12 protein-coding genes are annotated in these 15,375 nt (G+C 59.9%); 3 read left to right on the forward strand and 9 right to left on the reverse strand.

Features of this window, described 5'->3' with window-relative positions:
• Positions 1-231: 231 nt before the first annotated feature.
• The 7 genes from G6L97_RS20895 to G6L97_RS20925 form a co-directional block, all read right to left on the reverse strand.
• Positions 232-3,087 carry a condensation domain-containing protein gene (locus G6L97_RS20895; protein ID WP_065687420.1) on the reverse strand — a complete coding sequence of 952 codons (2,856 nt, stop codon included), beginning with the start codon at positions 3,085-3,087 and terminating at the stop codon, positions 232-234.
• A gap of 69 nt (positions 3,088-3,156) precedes the next feature.
• Complete coding sequence (locus G6L97_RS20900) at positions 3,157-3,435, reverse strand: phosphopantetheine-binding protein (protein ID WP_013762281.1); 279 nt, start codon at positions 3,433-3,435, stop codon at positions 3,157-3,159.
• A complete protein-coding gene (locus G6L97_RS20905) occupies positions 3,428-4,267 on the reverse strand; it encodes a siderophore-interacting protein (protein WP_013762282.1) in 840 nt (279 codons plus the stop codon). The genes G6L97_RS20900 and G6L97_RS20905 overlap by 8 nt, the downstream gene beginning before the upstream one ends.
• A gap of 232 nt (positions 4,268-4,499) precedes the next feature.
• Positions 4,500-5,453, reverse strand: a complete 954-nt coding sequence (locus tag G6L97_RS20910) for an ABC transporter substrate-binding protein (protein WP_035200139.1) — start codon at positions 5,451-5,453, stop codon at positions 4,500-4,502.
• A 23-nt stretch (positions 5,454-5,476) separates the two neighbouring features.
• Complete coding sequence (locus G6L97_RS20915) at positions 5,477-6,541, reverse strand: FecCD family ABC transporter permease (protein WP_035200140.1); 1,065 nt, start codon at positions 6,539-6,541, stop codon at positions 5,477-5,479.
• 11 nt (positions 6,542-6,552) lie between these two features.
• Complete coding sequence (locus G6L97_RS20920; protein WP_013762285.1) at positions 6,553-7,566, reverse strand: FecCD family ABC transporter permease; 1,014 nt, start codon at positions 7,564-7,566, stop codon at positions 6,553-6,555.
• The gene (locus G6L97_RS20925) at positions 7,563-8,378 is read right to left on the reverse strand and encodes an ABC transporter ATP-binding protein (protein ID WP_013762286.1); all 816 of its coding nucleotides are present in this window, start codon (positions 8,376-8,378) and stop codon (positions 7,563-7,565) included. The genes G6L97_RS20920 and G6L97_RS20925 overlap by 4 nt, the downstream gene beginning before the upstream one ends.
• 200 nt (positions 8,379-8,578) lie before the next feature.
• Between G6L97_RS20925 and G6L97_RS20930 the strand changes: the two genes are divergently transcribed.
• Positions 8,579-9,880 (forward strand): NtaA/DmoA family FMN-dependent monooxygenase, encoded by a 1,302-nt coding sequence (locus G6L97_RS20930; protein ID WP_013762287.1) that lies wholly within the window; start codon positions 8,579-8,581, stop codon positions 9,878-9,880.
• 2 nt (positions 9,881-9,882) lie between these two features.
• On the opposite strand, the gene G6L97_RS20935 is transcribed toward G6L97_RS20930, so the two are convergent.
• Positions 9,883-10,659 (reverse strand): IclR family transcriptional regulator, encoded by a 777-nt coding sequence (locus G6L97_RS20935; RefSeq protein ID WP_013762288.1) that lies wholly within the window; start codon positions 10,657-10,659, stop codon positions 9,883-9,885.
• Positions 10,660-10,931: 272 nt separating this feature from the next.
• Here G6L97_RS20935 and G6L97_RS20940 point away from each other — a divergent pair, with 272 nt between their 5' ends.
• The gene (locus tag G6L97_RS20940) at positions 10,932-13,034 is read left to right on the forward strand and encodes a TonB-dependent receptor (protein WP_013762289.1); all 2,103 of its coding nucleotides are present in this window, start codon (positions 10,932-10,934) and stop codon (positions 13,032-13,034) included.
• An 87-nt stretch (positions 13,035-13,121) separates the two neighbouring features.
• Here G6L97_RS20940 and G6L97_RS20945 read toward each other — a convergent pair whose 3' ends face one another.
• Positions 13,122-14,309: an acyl-CoA dehydrogenase gene (locus tag G6L97_RS20945; protein WP_003518112.1), complete on the reverse strand. Its 1,188-nt coding sequence runs from the start codon at positions 14,307-14,309 to the stop codon at positions 13,122-13,124.
• 96 nt (positions 14,310-14,405) lie between these two features.
• Between G6L97_RS20945 and G6L97_RS20950 the strand changes: the two genes are divergently transcribed.
• On the forward strand, positions 14,406-15,332 hold the full coding sequence (locus G6L97_RS20950) for a LysR family transcriptional regulator (RefSeq protein WP_003518111.1): 927 nt from the start codon (positions 14,406-14,408) through the stop codon (positions 15,330-15,332).
• Positions 15,333-15,375: the final 43 nt, after the last annotated feature.

The raw sequence follows: 15,375 nt of genomic DNA on the forward strand, positions 1-15,375 counted from the left end.
CCCGGCTCCGTTATGCAAAACCCTGCCTGATGGGGTGACATGCTCTCCTCCCACCCAACGTCATCCTTGGGCTTGTCCCAAGGATCCAGTCACGTCCAAATAAAACCAGACGTCGCAGATGCTGGCGACAGGCCCGAGCATGTCGGAAGAGAGCTTTCAGGACATTTGTCAAAAAGCAAAAACCCGGCGCCGCCACACGGAGCCGGGTTTATTGGGCAGCCTGGCCAGCACTCAGGCCAGCGTGGTCAGCACACGGCCCGAAGCGCCTGCTTCGGCGAAACGGCTGAAGACGCCGCTGGTGGTCGTGCGCAGCCGGTCGACATCCTCGGGGCCGTAACGGTCGGAGCGGTAGCTCATCAACACGCGGATGGAGCGTTCGCCACCAATCGTTTCTTCCATCACCTCGAATTGCAGCCCCAGCATGGATTCGTGCTTGTCGGGATCGATCTGGCGGAACTCGACGGCTTTGCCGTCCGGTCCTGTAAGAGTGCCGTTCAGCTTGTTCTTGGCGTGAATCTGGATGAATACCTCGAACAGATGATCTCGACCCGGTGTCATGCCAAGCGCCTCTTCGACGAGATCGATCGGGATTTCGCTGTGTTCAAGAGAGCCGTTGACCGTGTTCTTCACCGAGGAGATCAGTTCGCCGACAGTCATCTCCTCGCGGAAACGCACACGATGGGCAACGACCGTGGTGAAATAACCGATCGTATCGAAATAGCCGCTGTCGGTGCGCCCGGACGCCGATGTGCCGACCACCAAATCGCTCAACCCACCCAGATGTCGCAGCGATGCGGCGATGGCGGCATAAACGACGTTGAACAGGGAGGCGCTGTTCTGCTTGGCGATGGCGTAAAGTCCGTCGCTGACGTGTTTTTCCAGCTTGAACTCGATCCAGCCGCCCGCCGGCGCCTCGTCGTGTGCAGCATCTGTCGGCGTGCTGTTCTGTCCAGTGAGGACCAGGCCCTTCGGCGCGTCCCGCAGCATATCGGTCCAGTAGGCAAGGTGGTCGCCGTTGACGCCGGATGCCACCTGTTTTCTGGCGAATTCATGGAAGGGTGCGGGCTTGCTCGCAAAGACAGGGGCCTTGCCCGTGGCTCTTGCCCTATAGGCTTTGGTCAGCTCGTCCATCATCAGGTTCACCGACCATTCGTCCAGTACGATATGGTGGAAGAGGAAAGAGAGCACCTGGCCGCCGGTTTGCGGATTGCGCAGGAAACGCAGCCGCATCGGCAATTCACGGGCAAGGTCGAACCGCCAGGACGCTTCCGTGTGCCGGTCCACGCCTTCGCTTTCCTCGCTCGTCCAGAACCACTTGTAGCCGGGCAGGTCGTGCATCGGCACGATCTTTTGCAGAACCGTCCCATCTTCGACGTAAAAATGGGTTCGCAGGCCGGGATGACGCTCGATAATATCGAGGAATGCACATTCGAAAGCGCTCTCATCCACCGGATCGAGGAAATCGAGCGCGAAGGGGATGTTGAAAATCTCGCCGAAACCGAAGGCGGCATAGGCTTTCCAGAGCGACATCTGTGCCAGCGACAGCGGTGCCGTCAGCGAGCCGGTCGCGGTCGCTTCCGCCTGTGCAGGGGCGTCGGTTTCGAGACGCGTCGCCTGTTTTGCGAGCGATGCGGTGGTGGGATAGCTGAACAGGTCGTTGAAACGCAGCTCGATGCCGTGATTGCTCAAAAGGCGTCCGATGATGCGGGTCGCGATCAGCGAATGGCCGCCAAAATCGAAGAAATCGTCATCCGGTCCCATGTCTGGCGACGCAAGCGCTTCGCGGAATTCGGCAAGGATCGTTGCGGCAGTCTCGTCGTCGCTGGAGCGGGAGGCGGCGGGCAGGGATGCTGCAGCCTCCGGCCCTGCGGACGAGGTTTGATGCGTAATGCCGGAAAAATCCGCACCGCCTTCGAGATGGGCGATGAAACGCTCCAGCAGAAATGCCGTCGCATGCGGCGAGGCCTCCTTGCCGCCGGTCAGTTCCAGACGGATGTGGCCATCAACCGTGCTGCCGGCAGCGAGCGTCAGGCCAAGGCCGGACTGGAGAGAGGGGAGCGGCAGGCGCTCGAACCGGAGCCGCTCGACGGATGAGGTTTCAGCCGATGTTGCCAGCGTCTGAAGCGTGAAGGTGGCAACTTCGTCGTTGTGTTCGCCACGTCGGGCCAACCCAGCCAGAACGGCTTTTTCGGCCTCCTGCGGTGGCTGGCCACGTGAGATCGAGACGCGGGCGACCGCATCTGCCGGAAGCGGCAAGCCGGCCTCGCTCCCGGGTTGCAGGGGCAGGCGCAGGGTAACAGTGTCGAGATCGCCATTGGCCGCCAGAAAAAGCGCGAAACGGGCACCGGTGCGTGCCAGAAGCGCGTCCGTTGCGGCCGAACCGCCTAGCTCCAGCAGAGCGGCCGGAAGATAGACGCCGTGGCAGTGGCTCGCCGGCTTGGTCCCGTTATTTCGGAGAGAGACGACGGGCGTGCTGGAGGCCGGTCCTTGCAGCCAGGGGAGCGGAACTGGATTGACGATGGCGTTTTCGGTGATGAGTGGCGAAAGCGGCTTTGGTGCCTCGCCAGCATAGGCTGCGGCAATAGCGCCCAGCAAAATCTGCGGCGAGAGGGATTCGCCAAGCAGGCCATGCACCAGAAGCGCCAGCAGTACCTCTCCTTCGCTCAAGAGCACGATGGCCTGAAACGGCGGATCGATTTCCGCGTCGAACGGGCTTGCCTGAAGGTCGTGCAGAAGGGCCACCGCTTCGTCTTTCGATGCCGTCTGAAACAGTTGCACGAGAGATGCCGAAGGGGCCTCTACGCTCTTGGCAAGGGTGCCGTCTTCTCCAAAGGAAAACCGCACGCGCAGTTCGGGCCATGCCTCGCAAACCGTCTCCAGTGCCGATGTCAGGCGCAGAAGGTCGCTCTCGCCGCCGATGCGGTAGGTGAGAATATGCCGGAAGACCTGATCGGGGTCCTGAAACTGCTGGAACCAGACCCGCTCCTCATATTGGCTTGGCTGCGATCCGCTCCGTGGGGCTTCGTCCGCATTGTCGAAGGTTTGTTCGATGCGGCGCGCAAGCATGCGCGAATTATCTGCTGCCATGGTCCTCTCCTTGGAAGTATAATGTTGAGGTAGGTCGCGCTTGGCGGGAAAAGTTCCCTCTTGCGGGGATCAGCAGCCCGCGCGCGACTGCTCGATCAGCGCCTGCCAGGCGGCAAGCGTGGGCTGACGGGCGAGATCGTCATAGTGAAGTCGCGTGCCGGCGAGCTGCGAAAGCGGCGGGATCAGGCGCATGAGAGCGAGGGAATGAAGTCCGCAGCCGAACAGGTTGGCGTTCGGGCCGATATGTCCCACCTCATCGTCCAGAACCTTGGCAAGATGGGCTTTGAGTTCCGTCGTCGTCATGTCCGCCTCCAGCTTGCCAGCCGCCGCGATTGCCGGTTCATTCATCGAAATGATCGTGAACGCCGCTTGCCCCGCGCCGCCAGTAGCCGGAAGCGCGCGTCCATTTGGGGTTCGCGCCGTACTCGCCGATCAGGATGGCGCGCAGGTCTTTCGCCGCTTTCGATTCGCAGGCGACCCAGCTGAAGAAATCGCCCTCAGGCAGTTCAAGCGTACGCAGCGCCTCCGTCAGGGCGTCGTGATCGGCGCCGCCCGCGGCCTCCTGCGTTACCCAGATGATCGACGCGTCAGCTTTCGTGGCGAGGTCCAGGCGATCAGCCTCCGTCTCAACTTCGATCAGCGCTACGACGCGGGTGCCCTCGGGCATTTCTTCCAGTCGCCGTGCAAGGGCGGGAAGGCCGGTATCGTCGGCAATCAGCAGATGCCAGTCGAACGTGAAGGGAATGGTGAACGAGCCGCGCGGGCCTGCAATCCATGCCTTGTCACCCACCCTGGCGGATTTTGCCCAGTTGCTGGCGGGGCCATCATGGTGCGTGGCGAAATCGATGGCGAGTTCACCCTTCTCGGCATCGAAGCTGCGCGGCGTGTAATCGCGTGCGAGCGGGCGCGGCGCGCCTTCGGGAAATTCGAGGCCGTTCGGGCCGATCACCGGCAGGTTAGGTTCGGTTTCGCCGGGAAGCGGGAAGAACATCTTGACGTGGTCGTCAAAACCGAGACTGGCAAAGCCTTCAAGCTCAGGCCCGGTCAATACGATGCGCACCATGGACCGGCTGAGTTTTTCCACGCGGGCCACGTCAAGGCAGCGTAGCTTGACGGCGTAACGATGGCGTTTGGGGGTCCGGTCCGGAACGCCGGTTTCAATGCTTTGTGCAATGCTCATGTTGCTGTCTTCCCTGGGATATCGCCGATGGGGATCGGCAGTTTCGCTGTCCCGGATCGGCATGCCGGACAATCGCGCACCGGAGTTTTCGGGCGGGAGATCCGACGTCGTTGTGTCAAGATGCGCAAACCATAACAGGCGGTTCCGGCGGTCGCAATATAAGTTTCTTCAAAAACTCAAGTTTATGTCCGGCGCATGGTTTGCGCCGGAATTGCGCTTGTCGAAAAGGCGTTTAACGGCGGCCTGCCCAGCTTTCCACCGCGTCCAGCGTGTGCAGCGCGCTTGGGATGGACGGCGTCGTGACCCGGCTGGAATCGAGAAAGACGATCCGGCCGTCACGCGCCGGTTTGACGAAGCGTTCCCAGCCGGGAATGATCTTTTCAAGTGCGGCGCGCGTTCCGGCTTCGCCTCGGGCGGGGCTGTTATAGCTGTTCATCACCACCAGCAGATCCGGATTGAGCTTGCCAAAAGCCTCGGCACTGAGCGGCATCGTCAGGGTGGAACCCAGCCCACCCGACGAGGTTGCGTTGTCGATTTTCAGCCGTGCATAACCCAGATCCTCGAGCGCCTGCACCGCACCGGACATGTCGCCGACCGCGTTGATCTGGTCGGTCAGCAGAATTGCGAGATAGGTCTTGCCTTTTGCGTCTTCGCCGAGTGCTTTTTTGACGGTGGCGAGTTTCTCGTCATAGGTCTTCCGGCGCTCGGCAAAAGCGTCACTTCTGCCAACGAGACCCGAAAGATTCTCTTCGACGCTGAAGCCATAGGTGTGGCCAGTGCTTACCTTCTGCAGATAGACGGGCGCGATGGTGGAAAGCTGCTCGGCCTTGCCGCTGTCCATTTCCGTGGCGACGATCAGGTCAGGTTGCAGCGCTCTCAGCTTTTCGAGATCGATCTGACCCACCGCGCCGAAACCTTTCGGTTTCGTGCGGCCTTCACCGAGAACGGTGTCGATGAAATCAACGGCGGTTGCGAATTTGCCGTCGCTGTTGCGGCCATAGGCGCCTACCACGTTGGCGCCAAGATCCATCAGCGGCACGCCCAGCAGCGGTTCGTGCATGACGACAATGCGCTGCGGCTGCTCGGGGATGGAGACCGTGCGGCCGGCGGCATCGGTGACGGTTCGCTCTGCGGCAAGGCTGCTTCCGGCGGTCAGAAGTGCTGCAACGAGGATGGCAAATCGCATGGCATACCCTTTGTTCAATTTCTTCAGTGGCGGTTGGTTCTGCGCAGCGCCTGCAGGCGCAGCGTGAGGATGAAAAGCGGCACGCCGATCAGCGTCAGCGCAAGGCCTATCGGCATCGGCGTATCGGCCACCAGCCCACGCGAAAGCGTATCGGCGGTCACCACCAGAATGCCGCCCGTCAGCCCCGACAGGAAAAGTCTGGCGCGACCGACGGCGGGCGACACGAAGGTGGCGAGATGCGGGGCGATGACGCCGAGAAAGGTCAAGGGGCCGACAGCGGTGACGGAAGCGGAGCTGAGGATGACCGCAAAAACGATGACGAGCGGGCGCGAACGTTTGACCGTTTCGCCGAGCGCCATGGCCATCTCGTTACCGAGATCTAAAACCGCAAGCGCCCGGCCGATGAGGAAAATGCCCACAAGGCTGACCGCGAAAAGAGGCGCGAATATGAGGATGATCGGCCAGCTCGCCTGAAATAGCGAACCCGCCATCCAGTCTGCAAGCGACAGCGATGTTTCCGTTGGCGTGTAAAGCAAAAGCACTGATGAGACTGATGAAAGGGCGGATTCGATTGCGATGCCCATCAGCAGGATGGCGAGCCCGCTGGAACGTTCCCGCCCCACGAGCGCTATGAGCAGGAAAGCTACTGCAAGGCCGCCGCCGACGGCCGCAAGCGCCACCATGGTCTTGGGCGCCGTCGGCACCAGCACAAGGAGCAGCATGATGGTGGTCATTGATCCCTGGCTCAGACCGAACAGGCCGGGATCGGCAAGCGGATTGCGGGCGACCGATTGCAGCATGGCCCCGGCCAGCGCAACGCTCCATCCGGCCATAAAACCAAGCAGGATGCGCGGCAGCCGCACCGTCCACAGCGCATAGGCCTGGTCGTCGCTCAAATGCCCGCCGGTAACGCCGTGGAGAAGGTCAATGAGACCGGTCTGTGTATTTCCAAGACTAACGGAAATGGCGGCCAGCACCAACGCCAGTAGGATCAGTGCAAGGCCGGCCTTTAGGTTGCCGATGCCGATCTGCAGACCGCTCGGCAGCCGCAGGACCGCTTTGCCATCGGTGGCCAATTGCCTTTTCATGACAGCCCTCTTCATGACAGTTTATTGGCCGAAGGCGAAAGATAGAAGCGCTTGACGATGACGATGAAGACGAGGCCGCCAAGCAGGTCCATGAACAGTCCGGTATTGACCACATACGGCCTGAACAGGGTTTGCGCGCCCAGATCGGCCAGCACGCAGAGACTCGCCCCGACAAGGGATGAAGCGGGCAAAGCCAGCGTGAAATTCACCCCGACCAGCGGCCGCACCATGTGCGGAACGATGAGGCCGACGAAGCCTATGGGACCGCAGATGGCCACGGCCGAGCCAGAGGCCAGCATTGTGGCGAAAAGTGCGATCCGGGAAACGCGCGTGACGTTGACGCCGGCGGAGGCGGCTTTTTCCGCACCCAGCAGTACGAGCGTCAGCGGGCGGGCGACCGACCAGAGCATCACCATCGCAATGGCGCCAATCCACCAGAAGTCGGTGAGGCGCTCGGCATAGACGTGGTTGATATTGCCGCCGACCCAGCTCAGGAATTCGGCGCGACGTGTGGGGTTTGACAAAAGGAGGGCATTGGTGATGCCGATCAGCAGCATGGAGACAAGCGCACCGGACAGGATGAGCGACAGGCCGCGCGGATCGTTTGACCGCCCGGCCAGCCGGGCAACGAGGAAGCAGGCGCCAAAGCCGAAGCCAGCGCCGATAAGCGCGATGAGCCCCTGTATTTCGGGCGAGAAATCGAACACCAGCGCACCGGCGACCACAAAAAGCGTCGCACCGGCATTCAGGCCCAGGGTGGAGGGCGAGGCGAGAGGATTGCGGGCAAGCCCCTGCAGCACGCAGCCACTGACGGCCGTGGTGGCGCCGACATAGATCGCAATCAGTGAGCGCGGGATTTGCTGATAGAGGAGAACCGACTGTTCATAGGTTTCGGCTTCGCCATGCAGGAGCGTCGTCGCGATTTCGGCAAGTGGCAGGTCGCCAGTCATCAGCACGAAGTTGATGACGAGAACAACGGCCAGCAAGATCGCGGCGGCAAAGATCAGCATTATTTTAGATGTCATGCCGGAATGGCCTGTTCCTGCCGCTCCAGCCGCGGCACGCAGATGAGCCGCCCCTGCCGGGAAAATATGTCGGCCTCGAGATCAAAGACGTCGGCAACATTGGCTGATGTGACCGTATTCGCGACAGGCCCGGAGGCGAGAACCCGTCCGGCTTTCAGCATGATGACGTCATCGGCGAAGGTGGAGGCGAGGTTGAGATCATGCAGCACGACGATAACAGTTTTGCCGTGCCTGTCCGTCAGTTCGCGCACGAGGCTGAGGACGGCATATTGATATTTCATGTCGAGATGGTTGACCGGCTCGTCCATCAGGATCACCTCCGTGTCCTGAGCGAGCACCATGGCGATGAAGGCGCGCTGGCGCTGGCCGCCGGACAGCGTGTTGACCTGCGCCCTGGCCTTGTCTTCCAGCCCGACGGTCTTCAGCGCTTCGGCAAAAAGCGCCCGGTCGCGTTCGGATGGACCGCCGCCAAGCCCGTAACGTGCATAACCCGCAAGCTCGATCAATTCGCCAAGCGTCATATAGTCAGGGCAATGGCATTCCTGCGGCAGATAGGAGATGCGGCGGGCGAGTTCGCGGCGTCCGATCGCGCCGATCAGGCGGTCACCGAGTCTTATCCTGCCTGATGATAAAGGCACGAAACCCATGATGGTCTTCAACAGCGTCGACTTGCCACAGCCGTTGGGTCCGACCAGCGCTGTGACGCGGCTGGTTTGAAAGCGGGCAGACAGGCCCTGCAATACGGGGATGTGTCCGTAACTCGCATGAAGGTCCGTGGCATCAAGCACCGGATTACAACTCCTGTTATTCATAGGGCCATGCGGCGACTCGACGCACGTCCTACCTAAGCTGTTGAATTCACATATCGAACTTGCGAAAATCGGGTTCTGTACCGGCAAGCGCGACAGGCTGGTCTTGATGCGACACTAAACTATAGTAAAATTCTCCACAAATCGAAATTTGCCGATTCACATCGCGGATTTCGTGATGATTTTTTCATTCGAGGTGTTTCATGTCAGTCGCGCTCAAGCTTCACGTCGGCATGTCGCTGGCGCCAACCTGGCTCAGCGGCGAGGCATGGCGGCGTCAAGACAGCGGTATAGACGGGGTTTTCTCCAGCGATTATTTCGTCGATCTTGCAAAGCGCGCCGAGGCTGCGCATGTGGATTTTGTCTTCCGGCCCGACACGCTGTTTCTGCGCACTGAGGGGCTGGAGACCGGCGGCGGATTTGCGAGCATGGACCCGAACATGCTTCTGGCCGCCATCGCACGGGAGACCAGCCATGTCGGCCTGTTATCCACGGTTTCAACGACATTCCTGCCGCCTTATGTGGTTGCCCGCCAACTGCAATCGCTGAACTGGCTGAGCAATGGCCGGGCGGGATGGAACATCGTCACGGCGCTGGACGGCCACGAAAATTTCGGCCTGAAAGAAATGCCGTCGCCACAGGAGCGCTATGAACGCGCCGCCGAGTTCACGCAGGTAGTACAGCAGCTCTGGGCGAGCTTTCCCAACGAGGCGCTGAAGCTGGACAAAGAGAGCGGGCGTTTTGCCGATTCGTCGCTGGTCCAGCCAATCGCGCATGAAGGAAAGCACTTCAGCGTCAAAGGCCCGCTCAACCTGCCTGCCCATTCCAGCCGTATTCCACTGGTGCAGGCTGGAGCTTCCCCCGAGGGCCGCGATTTCGCAGCCTCTGTTGCGGATGCGGTCTTTGCCTCGACGCCGGATATGCAGGCGGCAATCGAGCTTCGGGCGGATTTACGGCAAAGAGCGGAGCGGCATGGGCGCTCACCGGATGTGGTAAAGCTGATGCCGGGTCTCAGTCTTTATCTGGCGGACACAAAGAACGAGGCGCTGGAGCTGTTTGCGGAGACCCACGCAAGGGCCAACCATGGCCGCATATTTGCATCCATTCAAAATCTGATGGGTCTTGACCTTTCCGACTGGTCGCTCACGCGGATCGTCACCCCTTCTGACTTCCCGCCGCCGCCCGAGACACCGAGAAGCCGCACCCATGCCAATCTGCTCCGCCGGCTGATCGAACGGGAAACGCTGAGCGTTGCCGAATTGTTGCGGCGACCGGAAGTGATGGGGTCGGGTCATTGGCAGATCATCGGCACGGTTGAGGATGCTTTTGAAAGCATCCGCGAATGGGTGGCGGCCGGCGCGATAGACGGCTTTGTCGCGGTGCCTGGCGGTTCGGTCGCGTCGATGCGGCTGGTGTTGGAGCGGCTGCTTCCGAGGCTCGGTGATGCCGGGCTCTTCCGCACCGCCTATTCCGGCAGCACCTTCGCCGACCACCTGGCCGGATAGGTTTACGAGCCGCCGGATTCTGCCGTCGCCTTTCCGGCCGCTTCAAGAAGCTGCTGAAAGTGCCGCTCGGTCTCGGCGGTCGCGAGGAAAGAAACGGTGGTGACGACGCAACAGATTTCGCCCTGCGCGTCGAAAACCGGGGCGGCCTTGCCGGTCAGGGCGGAGAACAGGTGTTCGTTGAGTTCCGCGCCGCCCGTCTCACGAATGGCGTGCAGGACTTTAGCGTCTGGGCGGGACCCGCGAAAGGCGGGCGGCTGCAGCTTGCGCACCGGCGCTGTCCTATCCGGTGGCAAATAAGCCTGAAAAACCAGCCCGCAGGCGCTGTTATCCAGCGGCAAAACATCCCCCAGCGCCACGGTGCTGATGGAGAAGCTGGCACTCCTGTGCCACTGCACCACGGTCGGGCCGCGATCGGTCCAGATCGCCACGCCGCAACTGGCGCCGATCTGCGAGGCCAGTGCTTTCATCTGTCGACCGGCGGTTTCAACCGGATTGATTCGTCTGAGCGCGCTGACGCCTATCGAGAGCGCGGTTGGGCCGAGGTCGTAGCTGCCGGTTGCAGGGTCCTGTGCCACCAGTCCCTCCCGCACGAGGCTTTGCAGGTAACGATGAGCTGTGGAACGGCCTGTGCCGGCGCGTTTGGCGAGTTCGCCGAGTGCAAGCGCCCCGTCCGATTTTGCCAGAAGGTCGAGAAAACGGGCAGCAATAGAGACCGACTGAATGAGGGCAGAGCGCTTCTCTCCGTCGTTTTCAGGCAGATTGTCCGGCTCGTCATCCATGGCGTCCAAGTCCTCTCCCCGATTTATGTCGTGAACATGCCTAGCGCATCCGACCGGAAATCGGAATCGATTTCTGAGCTATTTCAACGCCTTCCCCTTGAGGCGGGGAACTACACGACAACGGCCAGTCGATAAACTTTGTTGTAAATATGGCACATCCCGTTACGGAACCCTATTCGTCCACAATACGGAACGCATTCTCTATTGCGAAACGGATAACGCTTCCGTTACTTGAATATGACTTTGATACTCATGTTTATTAGGGGTGTGTTATGGGGTTTCGTTCTAGCGGCCGTTTGATGGGCGGGGTCAGCGTTTTGACGCTGGCCGCCCTGTTTGTGACGCCGGTTTTCGCCCAGGAGCAACAGGCCGAGGCCTCGGGAACGACCGTTCTCAAGCCGATTGTGGTGACCGGCGAAAAAGTCGCGCGCGACATGAAGAACACGGCGTCTTCCGTCTCGGTCAAATCCAGCGATGAACTGAAAAAGGAAAAGACCGGCGATCCAACCGTCTCAGACGCGATCAAGGACATTCCAAACGTTGTTTATACCGACAATGTCAGCGCCCCGATCATTCGCGGTCTCGACACGCAGGGCCCGAACACCGGAGCAACGGCGTTCTTCGCCGGCACCGTGCCGCGCGCCACCATCAATGTCGATGGTCACTATCTCGGTTATAACGAGTTCATCTATGGCGCGACGTCCATCTGGGATGTCGAAAGCATCGAGGTCTTCCGTGGGCCGCAGACCACATCGCAGGGCGCTAACGCCATTGCCGGCGCCATTCTCGTCAATACGAAGGACCCGACGTTTACGCCGGAAGCAAGCTATCAGGCCGAAATCGGGAATTATCACCAGAAGCGGGCGTCCTTTGCGGTCTCAGGCCCTTTGATCGAAGACGAGCTGGCGGCGCGTCTGGCAATCGATTATTCGGGTCGCGATACCTTTATCGATTACATCAATTCCGGTTTTGCCCACGCAGGCACCAACCAGGATTTCAAGGAATTCAACGCGCGTTTCAAGCTTCTGTGGGAACCGCCGGAAATTCCGGGCCTGACGACCAAGCTGACCTATTCCTATAACGCCGCCAACCGGCCGAGCCAGGAAGCGGCGTCGCGTCCTTTCGAGGATCTCAACCACGTCACCACCACCATGCCGAGCTGGAGCCAGAATACCCACACCGGTATTCTCGACATCAACTATGACTTTGAAAACGGCGTAAAACTCTTCAACCAGACGCAATTTTCCGCCTCAGACGCGCGCCGCAGGGTGGGTGTGGTCAATAATGGCGACGCCAATATCGATCAGAAGAATGTGTCCCACGAGACCCGTGTGACCTTCGGTGACCAGGAAGACGTTCTGAGTGGCGTCGCGGGCATCTATTACGCCCATACGCAGGCCGATGAAATTCTTTATCTTCTGAACCCGGCAAACAGAAGAACCCTTTCGACATTTGACGATACCAAGGACAATCTCGGCATTTTCAGCGAGTTGAGCTACCGTCTGACCGACCAGTGGACGCTTACCGGCGGCCTGCGTTACCAGACCGATCGTATTCAGCGCGCTGGCCGCTCCGTCTATTCCAACGTCGCGGTTGATTTTGACGAGACCTTTTCCGAATTGCTTCCCAAGGCCTCGCTTGCCTATGCGATCAATGATGACTGGACCGTTGGCGGCATGATCAGCCGTGGTTACAATCCCGGCGGCATATCGCTGAACATCTCGTCGGGCCAATGGTTGCCCTTCGAGAAGGAAACCATCTGGAACTACGAACTCTACACGCGCGCGAAGTTGCTGGATGACAGGCTGACGCTCAACAGCAACCTGTTCTACATGGATTACAAGAACGCCCAGTACAATATTCCGGTCGTTATCTCGTCAGGCATTACTCAATCCTACACCATCAATGCGCAGAAAGCGCATGCCTATGGTCTGGAAGTCGGCGCCGACTATCAGGTTCTCGACAATGTGACGCTGAAGGCAAGTGCCGGCGTGCTGAAGACCGAAATCGACCAGATTTCCAGCAATGCCAGCTATGCAGGCAATGAATTCGCGAAATCGCCTGGTTACATGTTCAGCATCGGGGCAAGCTGGGATGTGACCGACAAGTTCACCGTCTCGGGTCAGGTGCGTCATATCGACGGTTATTATTCCGACACGGCCAACACGGCTGCCTATGCGATCGACCCCTACACCATCGCCGATGTGCGTGCGAGCTACAAGTTCCAGGAGGAGATGGAGGTCTACGCTTACGTGAAGAACGTCTTCGACGAGCGTGCGCCGACCTATATGCAGCAGAACCGCGGCATTGGCGGCATCGAGGCCAGCATGACCGAACCGCGCATGTTCGGCATTGGTGTTAGAGGTACGTTCTAAGCGATTGCCTGACCCGGAAAAGTAAAAAAGCCTTCGAAGTGATTTTCGAAGGCCTTTTTTCATGAAGGAAATGATGCGGAGAAGGTCTTAGAAAAACGCCTGAATGCCCGTCTGCGCCCGGCCGAGGATAAGCGCGTGAACGTCGTGCGTGCCCTCGTAGGTGTTGACCGTTTCGAGGTTCTGGGCGTGGCGCATCACGTGGTACTCGATCTGGATGCCGTTGCCGCCGTGCATGTCGCGGGCCTGGCGGGCGATATCCAGCGCCTTGCCGCAATTGTTGCGCTTGATGATGGAGATCATTTCCGGCGCCATTTTGTGCTCGTCCATCAGGCGGCCGACGCGCAGCGATGCCTGGAGGCCGAGAGCGATCTCGGTCTGCATGTCGGCGAGCTTTTTCTGGTAAAGCTGCATGCCGGCCAGCGGCTTGCCGAACTGCTTGCGGTCGAGACCATATTGCAGGGCGCGGAACCAGCAATCTTCCGCAGCGCCCATCACTCCCCAGGAAATGCCGTAGCGGGCGCGGTTGAGGCAGCCGAACGGGCCTTTCAGGCCGGAAACATTCGGAAGCAGCGCATCTTCGCCCACTTCCACGCCATCCATGACGATCTCGCCTGTTATGGAGGCGCGCAGCGAAAGCTTGCCGCCGATCTTCGGTGCAGACAGACCCTTCATGCCTTTTTCCAGCACGAAGCCGCGAATCTGGTTGTCGTGGGCTTCGGATTTCGCCCAGACGACGAAGACATCGGCGATGGGCGCATTGGAAATCCACATTTTCGAACCACGCAGGCGATACCCGCCGGCGATCTTTTCGGCGCGGGTCTTCATTCCGCCCGGATCGGAGCCGGCATCCGGTTCGGTCAGGCCGAAACAGCCGATCAGCTCGCCGGAGACGAGGCCGGGCAGGTATTTCTTCTTCTGTTCGTCCGAGCCATAAGCGAAGATCGGATGGATGACGAGCGAGGACTGCACGCTCATCATCGAGCGATAACCGCTGTCGATACGCTCCACCTCGCGGGCCACGAGACCATAGGCCACGTAGCTGGCATTTGCGGCGCCATATTCTTCCGGCAGGGTGACGCCCAGAAGGCCGGTGCGGCCCATCAGGCGGAACAGTTCCGGTTCGGTGGTCTCAGAAAGATAGGCCTCGGACACACGCGGCATAAGTTCCGATTTGCCGAAGGCTGCGGCGGCGTCGCGGATCATCCGCTCGTCGTCGGTCAGTTGGTCTTCCAGCAGAAAAGGGTCCTGCCAATTGAATGCTGCGCGTTCGCTCACGTTATGCCTCCGGATTTGCTGGCCGGATTATTCGTGTTAGCCCCTGATGGCACAAGCCATGTTTACTCATTTTTGCATTACATATAGTAATGGCTCATGACGTCTCTCAGCCGCAAACTCCTGCCCTCCACCAGTGCGCTTGCCGCCTTTGATTCCGTTGCCCGGCTTGGCAGCTTTTCAGCCGCTGCCGATGAACTTGCCTTGACGCAAGGGGCGATCAGCCGTCAGGTTATGTCACTGGAAGAACAGCTTGGCGTGCGCCTGTTCGAGCGCGGCGCGCGTGGAGTGTCACTGACGACCGAGGGTGGCGCTTACGCGAAATCGATTGCCGCAGCCCTTGGCGAGATACGTGCCGCCTCGTTGCAGATCATGACCAAAACGCATGGCAATACGCTCAATCTAGCGATGCTGCCGACATTCGGCACCCGCTGGCTTCTGCCGCGCATTCCTGATTTCGTCTCCAGTCATCCGGAAATCACCATTAATTTCGCCACCCGCATCGGCCAGTTCGACTTCGAGCGTGAGCAACTGGATATGGCGATCCACATCGGGCAGGCGGATTGGCCGGGAGCGGAAAGCACCTTTCTGATGCATGAGATGGTTGCGCCGGTGTGCAGCCCCGAATTCCTGAAGGCGCATCCGGTCGAAAAAGGTGAGGATATTGCCGGCCTGCCTCTGCTGCACATGGCCTCGCGGCCGGGTGCCTGGAGCCACTGGTTCGAGAGCCTCGGCCATTCGCTTGCCTTGCCGCAGGGCATGCGGTTCGAGCAGTTTTCCAGCGTGGCGCAGGCCTGTATAGCCGGACTTGGCGTGGCTTTGATGCCGCTTTTCCTGATCGATAACGAACTGAAATCGCGGCAACTGGTGAAAGCCTACGATCATCAGGCCAAAAGCCCGAGTTCCTATTATGCGGTCGCGCCGCTATCCCGTGCCAACCACGTTCCAGTCGTGCTGTTTCGCGACTGGTTGGTACGGCAGGTGGAGGCCTATCGTGCGGCTGGCAATCTGCCACTGGAAAAATAAGCGCACTTTTTTCGGGCATTTAGAGTTCGTGCCTCGATTTTTG

This window comes from Agrobacterium tumefaciens (assembly GCF_013318015.2).
In the GTDB taxonomy this organism is placed as follows: Bacteria; Pseudomonadota; Alphaproteobacteria; order Rhizobiales; family Rhizobiaceae; genus Agrobacterium; species Agrobacterium tumefaciens.